The organism is Microcoleus anatoxicus (genome assembly GCF_042465725.1).
Taxonomy (GTDB): domain Bacteria; phylum Cyanobacteriota; class Cyanobacteriia; order Cyanobacteriales; family Microcoleaceae; genus Microcoleus; species Microcoleus anatoxicus.
The window spans coordinates 4,902,340-4,919,312 of record NZ_CP120853.1 but is presented as its reverse complement, the minus strand read 5'-3'; the positions used below and the strand labels follow the sequence as shown (position 1 = coordinate 4,919,312).

General features: G+C 42.7%; 13 protein-coding genes and 1 pseudogene. 4 read left to right on the top strand and 10 right to left on the bottom strand.

What is annotated here, in order from left to right:
* Window positions 1-66: 66 nt before the first annotated feature.
* The 6 genes and pseudogenes from P2A85_RS21325 to P2A85_RS21300 all read right to left on the bottom strand — a co-directional run bounded on the left by P2A85_RS21325 (window position 67) and on the right by P2A85_RS21300 (window position 8,019).
* The gene (locus P2A85_RS21325) at window positions 67-678 is read right to left on the bottom strand and encodes a hypothetical protein (RefSeq protein ID WP_377475375.1); all 612 of its coding nucleotides are present in this window, start codon (window positions 676-678) and stop codon (window positions 67-69) included.
* A 151-nt stretch (window positions 679-829) separates the two neighbouring features.
* Window positions 830-985: pseudogene (locus P2A85_RS21320) on the bottom strand (RNA-binding protein); the annotation flags it as partial.
* A gap of 73 nt (window positions 986-1,058) precedes the next feature.
* Window positions 1,059-1,847, bottom strand: coding sequence for a hypothetical protein (locus P2A85_RS21315; protein ID WP_340518776.1), 789 nt, complete (start codon window positions 1,845-1,847; stop codon window positions 1,059-1,061).
* A gap of 283 nt (window positions 1,848-2,130) precedes the next feature.
* Window positions 2,131-3,528, bottom strand: coding sequence for a diguanylate cyclase domain-containing protein (locus tag P2A85_RS21310; protein WP_377475374.1), 1,398 nt, complete (start codon window positions 3,526-3,528; stop codon window positions 2,131-2,133).
* Window positions 3,529-3,575: 47 nt separating this feature from the next.
* Window positions 3,576-5,276, bottom strand: a complete 1,701-nt coding sequence (locus tag P2A85_RS21305) for a response regulator (RefSeq protein ID WP_377475373.1) — start codon at window positions 5,274-5,276, stop codon at window positions 3,576-3,578.
* Window positions 5,266-8,019, bottom strand: a complete 2,754-nt coding sequence (locus tag P2A85_RS21300; protein ID WP_377475372.1) for an ATP-binding protein — start codon at window positions 8,017-8,019, stop codon at window positions 5,266-5,268. Before P2A85_RS21300 ends, P2A85_RS21305 begins: the two co-directional genes overlap by 11 nt.
* A gap of 267 nt (window positions 8,020-8,286) precedes the next feature.
* On the opposite strand from P2A85_RS21300, the gene P2A85_RS21295 reads away from it, so the two are divergent.
* A complete protein-coding gene (locus tag P2A85_RS21295) occupies window positions 8,287-11,028 on the top strand; it encodes a bifunctional acetate--CoA ligase family protein/GNAT family N-acetyltransferase (protein ID WP_377475371.1) in 2,742 nt (913 codons plus the stop codon).
* 135 nt (window positions 11,029-11,163) lie between these two features.
* Here the strand turns inward: P2A85_RS21295 and P2A85_RS21290 are convergent, their stop codons facing one another.
* From P2A85_RS21290 to apcA, 3 genes are all read right to left on the bottom strand, one after another.
* Window positions 11,164-11,367 carry a phycobilisome linker polypeptide gene (locus P2A85_RS21290; protein WP_340518781.1) on the bottom strand — a complete coding sequence of 68 codons (204 nt, stop codon included), beginning with the start codon at window positions 11,365-11,367 and terminating at the stop codon, window positions 11,164-11,166.
* A gap of 381 nt (window positions 11,368-11,748) precedes the next feature.
* On the bottom strand, window positions 11,749-12,234 hold the full coding sequence (apcB, locus tag P2A85_RS21285) for an allophycocyanin subunit beta (RefSeq protein ID WP_377475370.1): 486 nt from the start codon (window positions 12,232-12,234) through the stop codon (window positions 11,749-11,751).
* Between the two features lie 149 nt (window positions 12,235-12,383).
* Window positions 12,384-12,869 (bottom strand): allophycocyanin subunit alpha, encoded by a 486-nt coding sequence (gene apcA / locus P2A85_RS21280; RefSeq protein WP_333176795.1) that lies wholly within the window; start codon window positions 12,867-12,869, stop codon window positions 12,384-12,386.
* A 125-nt stretch (window positions 12,870-12,994) separates the two neighbouring features.
* Here apcA and P2A85_RS21275 point away from each other — a divergent pair, with 125 nt between their 5' ends.
* The 3 genes from P2A85_RS21275 (at window position 12,995) to P2A85_RS21265 (ending at window position 15,231) form a co-directional block, all read left to right on the top strand.
* Window positions 12,995-13,303: a hypothetical protein gene (locus P2A85_RS21275; RefSeq protein ID WP_377475369.1), complete on the top strand. Its 309-nt coding sequence runs from the start codon at window positions 12,995-12,997 to the stop codon at window positions 13,301-13,303.
* A gap of 234 nt (window positions 13,304-13,537) precedes the next feature.
* A complete protein-coding gene (locus P2A85_RS21270; protein ID WP_377475368.1) occupies window positions 13,538-14,743 on the top strand; it encodes a hypothetical protein in 1,206 nt (401 codons plus the stop codon).
* Window positions 14,744-14,937: 194 nt separating this feature from the next.
* Entirely contained in the window at window positions 14,938-15,231 is a 294-nt protein-coding gene (locus P2A85_RS21265; protein ID WP_377475366.1) for a c-type cytochrome, read from the top strand.
* A gap of 16 nt (window positions 15,232-15,247) precedes the next feature.
* On the opposite strand, the gene P2A85_RS21260 is transcribed toward P2A85_RS21265, so the two are convergent.
* On the bottom strand, window positions 15,248-16,768 hold the full coding sequence (locus P2A85_RS21260; RefSeq protein ID WP_377475364.1) for an NB-ARC domain-containing protein: 1,521 nt from the start codon (window positions 16,766-16,768) through the stop codon (window positions 15,248-15,250).
* Window positions 16,769-16,973 lie beyond the last annotated feature (205 nt).

Below are 16,973 nucleotides of genomic sequence, written 5' to 3'. Positions count from 1 at the left end.
GCTCTTCGCGTCTTCGCGGTTCATTCAAATCATTAAAAATCGCTATAACCAGTAACAAAGAACAAATTAACAAATTGGTTTCTGTCCTGGTTTGACAGCATGAATGTACTCGCTTCCCGATGTTGGCCATCCCCGCTTGTAATAAGCTTCCTCCGGCTTCCCCCAGCCCAATTGCAACAATATTTCTAAAAAATCTAATTTTTCCCACTTCCAAAGATTAACCCATTCTGTGCGCTGGACGATCGCCTCTACATCCCTAGGCTCGATCGATCGAAAATCCTTGCCACTATTAATACTTAAATATAAATCCATCCCCACAGTTACTTGCCGCCAGAATGCCAACATTGTAATCTTGGCTTGTTTGAGCGTCATCAAATCCACAGGTAAAGCAATTAATTCATCGTCCACTGCTGGATAATTAAGAGTTTTCCCTTTAACCGTCATTTCGCGCCAAACAATCCCAGAAACTTGATGTTCCCGTTGATATTCGTGTATGGCGGCCTTAAAATTTTGATAAGCAGTGAACTTTTGGACGCCCTCAGATTTCAGAAAGCGATCGATCACGGGGTTTCCTGTAGAATGAGTTTCAGTCAAATTCAGACGTCGCCCGTGTAAGCAAGCTTGGCGTTCTGCTTCGAGGATGTTAATGAGTTCTGCCTGGGTGTAGATCTTGGACATCTATGTGGACAATTTTGAAAGTTTGTCGATCTCTGGGATAATTCCGGTGGCCTAGACCAAACAGCCTGTTTAAAACAAGCTGTTTGGAAGATGTCTAAAGGCTCTCAACCACCAAAACTCAAATTTTGAGTTCCAGTTGCAGTTTCAAAGCTTAGTAGCGTCGTGAGGAGCGATTGTTGTCGCCCCAGCCACCGCTACCTGATGAGCGTTTGTTATCTTCGCGAGGCTTGGCTTTGTTGACTTTCAAGCTACGGCCCATCCATTCAGCACCGTCTAAAGCTGCGATCGCTGCTTCTTCATTTAATTCTTGAACAACTACTATAACATGAAGACAGCAGAATCAGCCATTATCAACTGGAGATTTTAGATTTAATATAAAATTAAATGCCGGAAATGGCGACCCAAAAATAATTCTCAAAAGATTTTTTAGTGAGATCTACGCGCATTTTTTTACCCCAAGTATAGACATCAAAGCTGACCCGCTCTCGATCGGCGTTACCCAAATTGTCATCAGGAATTGCCATATTTCCTAACAAGGCAACCCAATGAGTGGGATAAGGTATCAGAGGCGGTTTATTTCCCAACATTCCTTCAGCAGTAATTAAAGCAAAAGCAAAGCCCCCTGATTTAATCGCTGCATCGGCGGCCCGCAGCGCTGGAATATCGCCACTAAAATAAGCGTAATGAGATTTTACATCGCGACTGCCCAAAATTTCTCGCGCCCATCCGGCCATTTCCCAAGATTTAGTCATCCCACTAATATTACGAATAATTTCTGGAGCATTTGGTTCGACTGGAAATATCAAATTGGCGGATTCCCGCAGTGTTGATAATAGCATCCAATCAACTTGAGGCATCCGCAAGTTTCCTTTGCTTTGTCGCAGGGGGATGGAGGGATAAATCGAACGCATAGATTTAGTTTGCAAACTGCCTATTTCAAAAAGATGGCGGCAAATTTCAATGTAGCGAAGAGGGTTTTGGTTAAGCAGCGTAAATGCTACGGCTGCTGGTCCACAAAAAGGTTGTCCGCTTTGATTGATTTGGAAAGGGTTTTGGATGCGATCGCGCATTTCTGCGATGATTTGGGTTTTATTCAAACCTGCCCAAACGCCGGGAATCTGGGATCGTTCAAATTCCGAAATTGCTGCATCTACTTTCTGTGATTCCATTAGATTTAATTGGGTCAATTTTATTTATTAGCTCGCTCAGATAAGTATAAGGAAGAAGTCACGCCCCCTGCGCCCTGGGCGGTTTCATTTTTGGTAGGGGCCGTGCCAAGAGTGCCGGCCACGGCGGTTTCATTCTCCAAAAAACGAGGGCTTTGTAAGGGTAGTGCCAAGAATGCCTACCTCCCCACCGACCATTTTCCGTCATTTCAGGCATTGGGGTAGCCACGGGGGGCTGCCCCTACAAGAGAATGAAACCGCCCAGGGCGCAGGGGGGGGTTCCCCATTACACGCTCACCTCACCTAACTGAGAAATGCTATATACACAATAGCGATCGCGCCCCTGTTTTTTTGCTTGATATAGTGCTTTGTCTGCATGAGCAACCAAGGTATCTGGCTCCAATTCTAAGCTAGGAATGAGTGAGGCAATTCCCAAACTAACTGTGAGGATATTCTTTACATGAGACTGCTCATGGGGAATCGCCAAACTATGAATTACTTGCTGAATATTTTGTGCTATCTTAATCCCTCCCTCCAAATCCGTATTGGGGAGGAGAAAAGCAAATTCTTCGCCACCGTAACGCGCTGCTAAATCCGCGGGACGATGGACTACGGTTGGTAATATTTTCCCTATTCTAATTAAGCAATCATCCCCCGCCAAATGACCATAATAGTCGTTGTAGCTTTTGAAAGTATCAATATCCAATAAAATCAGCGACAGTGGCTGCTTTTCTTGTGCTAATCGTTCCCATTCGCTTTGGAGGCGATTGTTGAAACAGCCACGGTTAGCCACCTGAGTCAAAGCATCTAAATTCGCCAATATCTCTAGTTTTTGATTGGTTTCTTTGAAAGCTATTTCCATTTGTTTACGTGTAGTGATATCGCGGATGGTAATAGCAAAACCATCACCTAATTTTACGGCTACCCAGTGAAACCAAGAAGACTCTTCCCATTCATAGTAAAAATCGTGCTCTAAAGGTTCCCCGGTTTCCACAATTTCAACGAAACGCTGGAATAGTTCTGGATCAACATTGCTCAAAAACTTTTTCAGTACCAATTTGCCAATCATCTCTTCACGAGTGCGTTTGAAAACTCTAGCAATCACGGGGTTGACAACTAAACAACGAAAATCCTCAATCTCCCCAGTTACCGGGTTGCGGACAGCTTGCATTGCCGCAATACCATCCAGGGAACTATTTAAAACACTAGCCAGTAAAGCCCTCGATTGATACAGTACCTCTTCCGCTTCCCTGCGGATAGTAATTTCTTTCTCCAGCAGCCGTTGCTGACGTTGAATGATTAACTGATTTTCCAGACGCGCTACGACTTCTTCGATGTGAAAGGGTTTGGTAATGTAATCTATGCCCCCTGACTCAAAGGCTTTTACCTTGTCAAAAACATCATCTAAAGCACTAATAAAAATAACGGGAATGTGGCGTATACTCTCATCTGCTTTCAGAATTTTACAGACTTCATAACCATCCATTTGTGGCATCTTCACATCTAAAAAAATGACATCTGGCTGCTTAACTTTTATGGTTCTAAGTGCCATTATTCCACTGGTAGCGCTGCGAACAGTGTAGCCAAGTTTGAGGAGTACATCGCTTAAACATTGCAGATTGCCGCGGTGGTCATCTACTAGGAGAATGTTGCCTTTTTCTAGGTTTTGATAATTTAAATTCATGAGCTAGCGAGGTTATTTTATTAAGGGTTTTATTGAGACAAAAATTTTTATTTATGTTTGGATAAAGGAATCTCAATTACAAATTCTGCTCCTTTTCCTATTGTCGAGTGACAATATAAATCCCCACCGTGTTTATCAACCACAATCTGATGACAGATAAACAGTCCCAGTCCCGTACCTTCACCTACCTCTTTGGTAGTAAAGAAAGGGTCAAACAACTGAGATTGTAATTCTTTAGCAATTCCCAAGCCATTATCTGATATTTTAATTGATATTCCATAATTATTATGAACTTGAGTTTGAATTCTTATTTTTGGTATATCGCCTGTGAAATGAGCGTACACGGAATCTATAGCATTATTTATTATATTCATAAATACCTGATTAAGTTGACCGGAATAACACTCAATCATCGGCAGTTCACCATAATCTTTTATCACGGCAATTTCGGGATTTTTTAGCGTCGCTTTTAGGCGATTTTGGAGAAGCATCAGCGTATTGTCGATACCTTGATGAATATCCACTCGTTTGAATTCAGCCTCATCATGACGGGAGAAATTCCGCAGGGACAGAACTATTTCCTGAATGCGTTCGGTTCCTATCTGCATAGAATTAAGCAGTTTGAGCAAGTCTTCTTGCAAAAAATCTAGGTTAATAGCCTTGATTTCTGCTTTAATTTCAGGTGGGGGATCGGGAAAATGTTGTTGATACAGTTTTACCAAATTCAGTAAATCTTGGAAATATTCAGTAGCAGGGCTGAGATTGCCGTGAATAAAATTAACTGGATTGTTAATTTCATGTGCCACACCTGCAACCAGATTCCCAATAGAAGACATTTTTTCAGTATGGATGAGTTGGGCTTGGGTGCGTTTGAGTTCCCTGAGAGTAATTTTTAAGCTTTCAGCTTGTTCTTGTAATTGAAATTCCGCTTGTTTCCGTGCAGTGATATCGCGGATGGTAATAGCAAAACCATCACCCAGTTTTACTGCTACAAAATGAAACCAAGAAGACGCTGATTCATAGTAAAAATCTTGTGCTAAACTGTCTCCCTTCTCAACAATATTAACGAAGCCATTAAAGAGTTCGGGAGCGATACGATGCAAAATTTTTTTGACTACTAATTTACCAATTATCTGTTCGCGAGTGCGTTTGAAAACTCTAGCAATCACGGGGTTGACAACTAAACAACGAAAATCTTCAATCTCCCCAGTTACCGGGTTGCGGACAGCTTGCATTGCCGCAATACCATCAAGGGAACTATTTAAAACACTAGCAAGTAAAGCCCTCGATTGATACAGTACCTCTTCCGCTTCCCTGCGGATAGTAATTTCTTTTTCCAGCAGCCGTTGCTGACGTTGAATAATTAACTGATTTTCCAGACGCGCTACGACTTCTTCGATTTGAAAGGGTTTGGTAATGTAATCTATGCCCCCTGACTCAAAGGCTTTTACCTTGTCAAAAACATCATCTAAAGCACTAATAAAAATAACGGGAATGTGGCGTATATTCTCATCGGATTTGATGGCTTTACATACTTCATAACCATCCATTTGTGGCATTTTAATATCTAACAGAATGACATCTGGCCACTTGACTTTTATGGTTTTCAGTGCCATCACTCCACTGGTGACGCTGCGAACAGTGTAGCCAAGTTTGAAGAGCACATCGCTTAGTAATTGTAAATTTTCGATGAGATCGTCTACAATCAGAATATTACCTTTATTGTCGCTTTCAGAATTAAGATTCATCGCTTATAAGGGGTTCGGCTAGGTCGAGAATTTGTTCAAATTGAAATTGACTCACCAGTTTTGTCAATGATTGTATCAAACAAGTTTCTGTCTGGGGAATTTCTGCTAGCAGTTTTAAGGCGAGCTTGGTATTTGCTTCAAGAGCAGCTTCGTATAGTTGGGTAATCCATTCTTGAGGCATACAGGTGAGGTGTTGTGAAGTCAAGACGCTCTCTGCTGGCTCATTTAAGTTTGGTGAAGTTGTTTCCGCTAAGATATATTTTACACCAAGATGTTTAGCTAGTGCGTCGAAAATTGTATGTTCGGCAAATGGTTTGCGGAGGAAGTCATCGCACCCCGCGGAAAGCACGATCGCCTTTTCTTCTTCTAACACACTCGCCGTTAAAGCAATCACCGCCGTAGCATTACCTTTGGTGGTAGATTTAATATATTTTGTAGCTTCATAACCATCCATAACAGGCATTCTCATATCCATCCAAATTAGGTGAGGTTCCCATTCATCCCAAATTGCGATCGCCTCTTGTCCATTACTAGCTTCTTTCATTTCAAATCCTAAAGGAGTGAGTAACTTAATGAGTAATTGTCGATTAATTATTTTGTCATCTACTGTGAGAATTTTATAGGTAGGTTGACCGGGAGCAATTCCCAGCACTCTGGAATGTTCTTCTGAACTATTGGCATTTGTTTCTTGACCGATTTTTACCTGAATATAAAATTGGAAAGTTGTGCCTTTTCCCAAATCGCTTTCTACTGAAATATCCCCTCCCATCAGTTGCACAAATTTGCGACTGATAGCTAAACCTAAACCAGTTCCTTCTTGCATCTCTTTCCCGGCTTGGGCTTGGGAAAAAGCATCAAAAATATGTGGTAGTTCTGCGGAGGCAATCCCTACCCCAGTATCGCGCACCCGAAAATGAAGATTAAAAACATCTGGTGTTTCTAGCTCTTCATGAAAAACATCGAGAGTAATTTGACCCTCTGAGGTAAATTTAATGGCATTGCTGAGTAAATTAATTAACACTTGACGTAATTTGACTTCATCCGTACAAATATAGTGAGGGACATTTTCAGTCCGCTGGAATATCAACTTTAAGCCCGCATTACTAGCCCGGAGATACAGCATATCTTCTAAATCATTCAGTAAGCGGTAGAGGTCAAATTCACTGGGATTGAGGGTGGTTTTGTCGGCTTCGATTTTGGATAAATCGAGGATATGATTAATTAGCGTCAACAGGTAATCGCCACTGCGATATATGATGCCAGCATTTTCGTGTTGTTCTGATGGCAAGTTTGTAGAGCGTATCATCAATTGAGAAAAACCGAGAATCGCATTGAGAGGCGATCGCAATTCATGGCTCATGTTGGCAATAAAGGTACTCTTAGCTTGGTTAGCTACTTCGGCTTTTTCTTTAGCAATTGCCAATTCTTCGGTTCTTTGTTGCACTTTTTCTTCTAAATTTTCAAACAATTCTTTTAATTGATGAGCCATGGTATTAAATGAAATTGCCAGTTCTCCTAATTCATAAGTTTGGTCAATTTCTACACTTTGGTATAGTTTCCCATTGGCTATATTTTTCGCTGCTTTATTAAGTTTGAAGATGGGTTTTGCTACCCAATTGCTAGTCATAATTCCAATAGTTCCCACTAAAAAAAAGGCGGCAACGCATAATAAAATTGTCTGGCGAGTATTAGCATGAATACGATCGAGAAAGTCTGATTCAGGTACAACAGTAACAATCAACCAATCTATACCTAACTCATCTTTATAGGGCGAAATTTGTAAAAATTGTAGAGCGTGATTATACTGAAATTCAAGTTGATAGCTGCGGTCAATTTTAGCAAAATCAACAAAATATTTTTTGAGATACTTTGCTGTAGCTTGAATGATCGGAACGCTACTTCGATCTATAGAAGGTCGTGTGTTTTTTTTGAAAGTTTTACTATTATTAAGACTAATTTCCGGTTGAGAACTCGCTACTAACAACCCTTGGCGATCGACAATAAATGTTTGTCCATTTTTGCCAATCTTATGTTTACCCAGAAAATCTTGAACTTTATCTAATTCATAAGTAGCAGTAATCACACCTAAAAGCTTACTATTTTCGTCGTAAATTGGCTGACAAAGATCCAGAAAAAAAATATGGTAGTCAATTCCTGAATAAATTGGCTGCCAATTTAGTTTACCTGCTTTGACTGCTCCCATGTACCAAGGACGCTGCCTGGGATCGTAATATCTGGTAAATTTGTTCATTACTTTGGTAGGCTGACCTTGGGGACTAATGGCATATTCCAAGGTAAAATAATTAGTAGAAGCATTGGAAACCACAAATCTTAGTTCTTTATTTTCAGGCTTTCTCCAAACCTCTAAATATTGATTCTTGTCTTGAGAAGATAAACCAATCCTACTAACTCCATCGAAATTTTTGATCTGTTGCCATAAATAATGATATTTTTTAGTCTCTTGATTTTGTAAATCGAGATTTAATTCCCCCCGTTCAATAGCATCAACGTTAAGTTTATGAATCATCACGAGAGCCGATAACTGGTTGTTAATATATGTTTGGATTTCTAAGGTAATTTTTTCCCGCAATTGAGTAGCAATTTCGTTAACGGCTTGTTTGCCATTTTCATAGGAGAGAAACCCGACTAATCCAACTATCAGAAAAATTTCCATCAAAAAAGGGACAGTAAAAATAATTCTTAAAGGTATTTTTTTCAAAAATTTAGAGAATTTTTTATTCATACGATCGTATTTCATAACCAGACTACCTTACTACCTAAATATAATCATTATACGGAATATTGAAATGGTAAAAGTTCGCTGATTACATATATAGTCCTGGACGAAAACAACCAGGTTTTCCCCAAAAATCTTCGTTTTTTTTGATAAAATTTAGGTGGCATTCTCCTGGGATTGACAAATTTGGGGCTAGTAGGTTAACCTGGTTGACAATAGAAAAAATCCAACTAAAAAATAGCCCCGCTCGAACCCTCATCACAGAAGCAGGACATGGCAAAAATCTCAACCAATCCAACATCCCTATGCGATCGCGCCCATGATATTTGGAAAGAACAGCGCCATCCCCTCGATGGTATCTTTCATCCCCGCTCCGTGGCTGTGATTGGTGCCAGCGAAAGAGAAGGAAGCGTGGGGCGGACTATACTCTGGAACTTGATTCGCAGTCCCTTTGGGGGCACGGTTTTTCCAGTCAATCCCCAACGTCCCAGCGTATTGGGCATCAAATCCTATCCTGACATTGCTAGTGTACCTGAAATTGTGGATTTAGCAGTAATTGCTACACCTGCTGCGACGGTTCCCCAGGTAATTCGAGAATGTGTAGCAGTGGGAGTCAAAGGTGCAATTATTGTTTCTGCTGGTTTCAGAGAAATTGGGGAGGCGGGTGCGGCTTTAGAGCAACAAGTGCTCGCAGAAGCGCGACGGGGGGGAATGCGAATTATTGGGCCCAATTGTCTCGGCTTAATGAATCCGATCGCCGGACTCAATGCGACTTTTGCAAGTACGATCGCCCGTGCTGGTAATGTCGCCTTCATCAGTCAAAGTGGAGCGCTGTGCACTTCAATTTTAGACTGGAGTTTGGGGGAAAATGTGGGATTCAGCGCCTTTGTTTCCATCGGTTCAATGCTGGATGTCAGTTGGGGAGATTTGATTGAATATCTGGGTGACGATCCCCATACCCATAGCATCGTTTTGTATATGGAATCCATCGGCGATGCTCGCGCTTTTCTATCAGCAGCCCGCGAAGTTGCGATGGATAAACCGATTATTGTACTCAAAGTCGGACAAACTGAGGCGGCGGCTAAAGCTGCTGCTTCCCATACAGGAGCTTTGACTGGTAGTGATGCTGTTTTGAATGCCGCTTTCCGTCGCTGTGGTGTATTGCGCGTCCATACGATTTCTGACTTGTTTGATATGGCGGAAATTCTGGCAAAACAACCTCGCCCCAAGGGTAATCGGCTCTCGATTGTGACTAATGCTGGGGGCCCAGGGGCGATCGCCACTGATGCGTTAATTAGTGGTGGCGGTGCATTATCGGAACTAGCACCAGAGACTTTGGAGCAATTAAATCAATTTTTACCGCCTCAATGGAGCCATCATAATCCGATCGATATTTTAGGTGATGCTAGCAGCGATCGCTACGCCCAAACCTTAGAAGTTGTTGCGAGCGATCCTAATAGCGATGGCTTATTAGTCATCTTAACTCCCCAAGCGATGACTAATCCCACTCTAACCGCAGAAAAACTCAAGGCTTATAGCAAATTAGGGAAGCCGATTTTATCGAGTTGGATGGGCGGTGCAGAAATTGCAGCGGGAACGCAAATTCTCAATCAAGCAAATATTCCCACCTTTCCCTATCCCGATACTGCTGTCAGATTGTTTAACTATATGTGGCAGTATACCTATAATTTGCGGGGCATTTATGAGACTCCTTCTTTACCTGCGGATTCCGAGATTCATGCACCCGATCGCATTTTGGCAGCACAAATTTTAACTAAGGTAAGTAAGAGCGATCGCACTCTATTAACAGAATACGAATCAAAGCAATTACTCGCCGCCTATGGTATTCCCACAATTGCTACATCCATTGCTACCAGCGGTACGGAAGCTGTGGAAATTGCCGATCGCTTTGGCTATCCTGTAGTTCTGAAACTGCATTCAGAAACGATTACTCACAAAACTGATGTGGGCGGCGTGCACTTAAATCTCGCTGATGCGGCGGCTGTCAGTCGAGCATTTGCGGAAATCGAATCAAAAGTAAGTGCGATCGACCCTGAAGCATTTTTGGGCGTAACTGTACAGCCCATGGTCAAAATGGAGGGCTACGAACTAATTTTGGGTAGCAGTCTCGATCCGCAGTTTGGCGCGGTAATATTATTTGGTATGGGCGGTCAATTGGTGGAAATTTTTGAAGATAGGGCGCTAGCGTTACCTCCTTTAAATACCACCTTGGCGCGGCGAATGATGGAACAAACCCGCATTTATAAAGCCTTGCAAGGCGTGCGTGGCAGACAGGCGATCGATTTGGCAAAACTAGAACAGTTACTGGTGAGTTTTAGTCAGTTAATAGTGGAACAGCCACAGATTCGGGAAATTGATATCAATCCTCTGTTGGTTTCTCCCGACGGTATGGTTGCTCTAGATGCGCGGGTTTTGCTCCACACAACGGCCGATTTCGCCCAGAAGCCACTACCTGCAATTCGTCCCTATCCGACGAAATACGTGCAGGAATGGGAGTCACCCAAGGGCGATCGTTTAACGATTAGACCAATTCGCCCGGAAGACGAGCCACTGATGGTCAAGTTCCATCAAAATCTTTCGGAAGAGAGCGTCTATTTGCGTTATGCTCATACTGTGAAGCTCAAGCAGCGGATTGCTCACGAAAGATTGACTCGAATTTGTTTTATTGATTACGATCGCGAAATGCTCTTAGTTGCCGATCGCCAAGTTCCGCAAACCTTAGAACATGAGATTTTGGCAGTAGGAAGGCTGAGTAAATTGCACGGGACAAATGAAGCTGAATTTGCTTTGATTGTGGGGGATGGCTATCAGCATCAAGGTTTGGGGACCGAACTTTTAAGGCGACTTCTAGAAGTTGGGAAGGACGAACAACTTTCGGCGATCGTGGGTTATATTCTGACCAGTAATTACCAGATGCAGAGCCTTTGTCGGAAGTTAGGATTTGAATTTCAGGCCGATCGAGAAACAGGAATGTTGAAGGCTATTTTTGTGTAAGTTCTATAGGTAGAATTAGTTGGATTTTCCTGCGAACTCGTTTGCTCTAGCTTCTACCTTCTGGCTGCAAAATCACCAAAAAAAAAGAGGTCGCGATCGCAACCTCTTAACCCTACACTAATCCAGCGCTGGATCTTAAAGTAGACCAGTATTAGCACCAACTTTCCCAGTAGCCAGTTGCACTTTAATAATTTTGCCGCCCATTTTCATAATTCTTTGTTGTTCCCGAAACCAGTTATCGTAAGGAACAAGTTTAGTAAAATAGGTATTTTGCAATTCGCGCTGAGTGCGGATGCGTGTTTGGCTGGGGACGCAAGCAGTCACTTTAAACATTCTCATGGGAAACTACCTCCTGAAGTAGGTTTACTGATTTTTAGATGGATTTTTAAAACATTGAAGACAGGGAGTTAAGAATCAAAACTAGCTCATTAAAACTCGTCCAGTATTCTCGACAAGCCTTTGACGGTCTAGCAATCACTCGTAACTTCCCTGACTTCTTCCAAAAGAAAAGGCTAAAAGTTTAAAAGTCTAAAAGTCTAAAGTTTAAAAGTCCAAAAGTCTAAAAGTTTAAAAGTCCAAAAGTCTAAAGTTCCTAAAGGTAAGAAATAAATATTTTTATTTCCTTCTACCTTCTTCCTTCTTCCTTCTTCCTTTTTCCTTCTACCTTCTTCCTTCTTCCTTTTTCCTTCTACCTTCGTCCTTCTACCTTCGTCCTTCGTCTTAGCTCAAGCCAGAGCAGATGTAGTCGAAATAGACGCCCATTTCTTTACCAGCGTCTGAACCGACCAAACCGGCGGTGACTTCTTTCATAGCTTGGATGGCTTGTACGGTAGAACCGATGGGCACGCCCAAGGAGTTATAGGTTTCTTTCAAACCGTTGAGCACGCGCTCATCCAGGATGGAAGGGTCGCCAGCCAACATGGCGTAGGTGGCGTAGCGGAGGTAGTAGTCCAAGTCGCGAATGCAAGCTGCATAACGGCGAGTGGTGTACATATTGCCACCGGGACGAGTTACGTCAGAGTACAACAGAGACTTAGCAACTGCTTCTTTGACGATTGTGGCTGCATTGGCGCTGATGGCTGTAGCGGCGCGGACGCGCAGTTCACCAGAAGCGAAGTAGTTCTTGAGCTTGTCTAAAGCGCTGATGTCCAGGTACCGACCTTGAACGTCAGAGGAATTGATAACGGCGGTAATTGCGTCTTGCATGATGGTCTTGTTTCCTAGAAAGTGGCTGAGTTCAGTCCAATTTTGTAGCTCGGATTTGAGATTTGGGATTTCAGATTTATACAGTGGTTATTTCTCTGCTAAAGCTTGTGGCTCGTTGCTGGTAACTCACAATCTAAAACCTAAAATCTTTACTGCATCGCACCGATAACGTAGTCGAAGTAAGAGGAAGCTTCGGAAGCATCTTCTCCAGAAAGCAGCGAGCTCGCTGCATTTTTCATGGCGCGAACGCCTTCGGCGACGGCTTCAATGGGGGTTCCCAAGGATTTGTACATTTCGCGGACGCCAACAATACCGATTTCTTCGATCGGAGTAATGTCGCCAGCTACGATTCCGTAGGTGATCAAACGCAGGTAGTAGTCCAAGTCGCGCAAGCAAGTTGCGGTCATTTCTTCGCCGTAAGCGTTACCACCAGGGGAAACTACATCAGGGCGTTTTTGGAAAAGTTGGTCGCCTGCTTGCTTGACGATACGTTCGCGGGATTCGCTCAAAATTTGGGCGATGCGGACGCGGCGTTCACCAGAGGTGACGAAGCTTTTGATCCGGTCTAATTCGCCTGGGCTCAGGTAACGAGCTTCAGCGTCTGCGTTGACGATTGATTTGGTGACGATACTCATCTTGTGTGTACCCGCTGGATATTTTGCAATTACGAACTGCTCCACGCTCAGCATGGCGATGGTGGGCGCTTGCATCCCGTACCTCTGGCTTGCGGCAGGAGCTTTGACGCTTTCGGGAATTTACCTTGCTTCCAACTTTTGAAGTTGTTGGCTGGTTGCTACCTTGGGCGTTTGACGGCGCTTGTTCTGACGCCGGTGCGCTGTTGTTGGCTGCACTTTGCCTGTCGCTTACGATACCACACATAACTGCTGCTGTCTCTAATTTTGCGATCGAGATGGCAATGATTAGGTGGCGATCGAGTGACTGTCCGATAATTGGTCAGGAATTTGATTCTGTGACGCAACTACCTCACGCAAGTATTTTGAGGCATTATGTTCACATTCTGAGTGTTACTGTAATAGTTTGTAACATTCGTTTTCATTTTGGGGTCTAGAGCACTGATTTTGGCATCCCCAAATTATGTCGCTCAAAACGCTATAATCTTCTGATACCAAGCATTACGACTTATAAATGCTCGGTGTTTTGGCTGGGGCATGGTGGTTCGGCATCCCCATTTTAAATTCCTAGGCATAAAAAAACCGAGGTGAGGGCTCGCTCCGGTGCGATCGGAAATTCCGACTTTCGAGCTTGTAGTCAAATTTTGCTGTAATTTTCAACCAGGTGCGCTTTGAAAAGAAATCTATCAGCCATTACAAAAGCTTTGCAGTTTGGTGTCAGCGGTGCCGTCGGCGGTTTCGTGGGTAATTTAATCACCGAACCTTTTATGAATTTCGATCGCCTGTCGGGTTCGGTATCTTTTTTTGAGAGTGTACTTTCCACCGCCCGGTGGTTTGGATTGGTAGGCGGTGGCATTGCTACAGCGATTATGTTTGGCTATTATTACTACATCAAAGGCAAGCCTCAATTTAAAGCAGCTTTCAAGAACGGGGGATTGTTTGGTTTAATCGCAGGGGCAATTTCTGGGGCGATCGCAGAAGCTATTTACAGCGGCATTGGCCCGAATGAATTATTGCGAGTAATTTGCTGGGGAATAGCTGGCAGTTTGTTAGGGCTGGCACTTTCCAAACGGATTCCCAATTTAGGAATGCTGCGCGGCGCGGGCGGAGGCGGTGTTGGGGGCGTGTTGGGGGGATGTTTGTTTATTTTGTTCGCTTATTCTTTATCGGGTACTGTGGGCCGTTTAGCTGGCTGTGGGGCGATCGGCTTTTGGATTGGCATTATGCTAGTTGTGGCTGAAACTTTGTTTAACAAAGCTTGGCTAGTAATTAGTTACGATAACGGAGTCAATCGCACTCTGACTATTGGTGCTGAACCGGTGACTTTTGGTAGCGATGATAATTTGTCTATTATCTGTATTCCCAATATTTCGCCCTTGGCTATGCGCTTTCAATTGGAGGCTGGGCAAATTGTCTGCGAAAATTTTGATAATGGGGCGGTGACTTATTTGCGATCGGGCGATCAAAAGAAATTAGGAAATTGTACAATTACAGTCGGAAACTCTGATTTGCCTGCTCAAAGTCCCGTGAAGGTTCCGCCTACATTTATATCAGCTAATCCTGCTGAAAAGTCTTTTACGAATGGCCAATTTTCCCTGAAATTAGGAAGTAAAGTTATTGCTTTGAGTGCAGGGACTCAATTGTCTAGTTCTGACATATCGACTTTAAAAGCTAGTGCATCTAATGGTGTGGTAGCGGTTGTCAATTCTCGTTCCACAGATCCATTTTCATTGGGATTGACCAATTTGTCCGATCGCGCTTGGTGGGTCACAGACAGTCAAGGCGACATGAAACTGGTAGAACCAGAAGGTACGCTGACTCTGATTGTCGGGACTAAAATTGAGTTCGGTGAACTTGACGGTGAGATTGTGGCATAGTTATATTAAATCCTAGATCGCTCGGCGATTGAGATCACTCGGCGGTTGAAACCGCGTCTACACAAGCAAAGTCCGCCTCCGCGGACTAAGAGATAATTTATCCTACGATCGCATAGATGATTTGGCTAATGAACTTGAAAAAAATATTCGCTGGTTTCCTATTAATCCTGACCTTGGCCTTGGGAGTGATTACAATGAGTCCCCAAATTGCTTTGGCAGATGCAACTGCAAATTCTGCAACGGCGGCAGAAGTTTTCAGCGCCAACTGTGCAGGTTGTCACATCAACGGCGGCAACATTATCAGGCGTGGCAAAAACTTGAAACAAAAAGCATTAAAAAAATATAAGATGGACTCGATCGCAAATATTGCCAATTTAGTCACCAACGGTAAAAATATCATGCCCTCTTACAAAGATCGTTTGTCTGAACAACAAATTATTGATGTTTCAGCCTATGTGTTGTCGCAAGCTGAAAGTGATTGGAAATAGAACCTCGGTAGATTATTTATAGCTTAGGCAATCTTGCCACAGACATCAGATATTTCTCGATCGCAGGTTGAAGCGCGAACAGAGTTTCACTTTCGGCTTGGACTATTTCAATTAGCGATCGCCTTAAAAGCGATTCCAGCGCCTTCAGCAATTCTGAATCCCGATCTTGCTGAATATTTGAGTACAAATTTTCACACCCAACAGGCTTGACTTCTTTCGCCATACTGTGTAATAGCTGAATTTCTAATGCTGATAAGCGATTAAACTGCCGAGATAACGTATCGCTATAATCTCCCAGAAACAGCCCATTTCTTAAAAAGTTAGCAATGCTTCCGCCAAACATATCATTAATAGTTGTTGTTACTATTTTTAACGCTAAAGGATTGCCGCTGTAAGCCTCTATCAATTCTGAGTATTGACCTTCTTCAGACAAACCCTTGTTTTTAAGGATTTCCACAGCCGCTTCTCCCAAACTACCTAATTTTAATGACCGTACAGATTGATTTTGACCTTCTAACGCCGCAATTTCTTTAGGTTTTTCGCAGCTAGTCAACACTAAGCAACTTTGATGCTGCAATTCTCCTACTTGTTTCAGAAATTCCCCATACACTTGATATCCTTCTCGATAATTTCCTGTTAACTGCCCCGTGCAGAAAACAGCTTCCCACCCATCTAAAATTATCAAACATCGACGCTTTTGTAAACAGTGAATCAGGCGCTGGATAGCCTCAGCGATGATTGTCGGTTCTATTGCATTTGTGGAAGCGATTAGGTTCTCCAGGGAAAACTCAAGCGGCGCTTGAAAAAAGGTTTTTTTATAGTGACTAACTAACCGCAATTTCTTTAAATCGCTTAGCGGTCGATCGGATAAACATTCGATTAAATTTACCAGAGTATCTGCCAATAGAGGTGCATGACTGAAGTCGATCCAAATCAAGCACTCAAACTGGTCTTTAATCATATTTCTTAGCTTAGATGCTAAAGCAGTTTTGCCAATGCCACCCATACCCAATATAGCAACTAAGCGAGAGTTTTCCTGTAAAATCCATTGTTCTAAGTTAGCAAGTTCTGTTGTACGCCCGTAGAAAATAGACGTATCCACCGCCAGCCCCCATTCAGTTCGATTTTCGATGGGAGATTGGGGAGTTTGAGTATAATTTCTAAATGTAGAATGCAATGTTTCTGTGCTACTCTTTTGTTTATAACCATATATTTCTAGTATGCTTGGGATTTCTTTCCAGTCTTTGGGTTGTTGCAGCGTCAAAACTTCTATGTAGCGATACAGCCCTCTTGATAAATCTACTCTAATACCCGTGCATTTACGATGGAGTGCGACGGCAATTTCCACCGGACCATAATTGCAAAGCAAACCTCGCAGGTACGTTTTTTCTAAAGGAGTGAGTCGCTGCTTTCTACTGCAAGTGTAATCTTGCTTGGCCGCTGTCAAGTCTGCATATAACTGTTGGAGATTCCAGCAAGCCTCAGCTTCTATAAACTTTTGTGCTGGTATTTGTAAAGGTTTATTTTGGTATGTCATGTATATATAGGATTGCTATATGGGCCAGCTTGAAGTATTTTCTTAAAAAACCCGGTTTCCGATCCCCCATGCGTAAGTCTTATATTAAAAAGATAATTTTCAACCTAGTGTACTCACAAAAATACCTAATAAAAATACTAATAGCTGTTAGGTGGCTTATGGTTCTTGAGTATTTTATAATAAATGTAGCAGGCAGTATTTTATA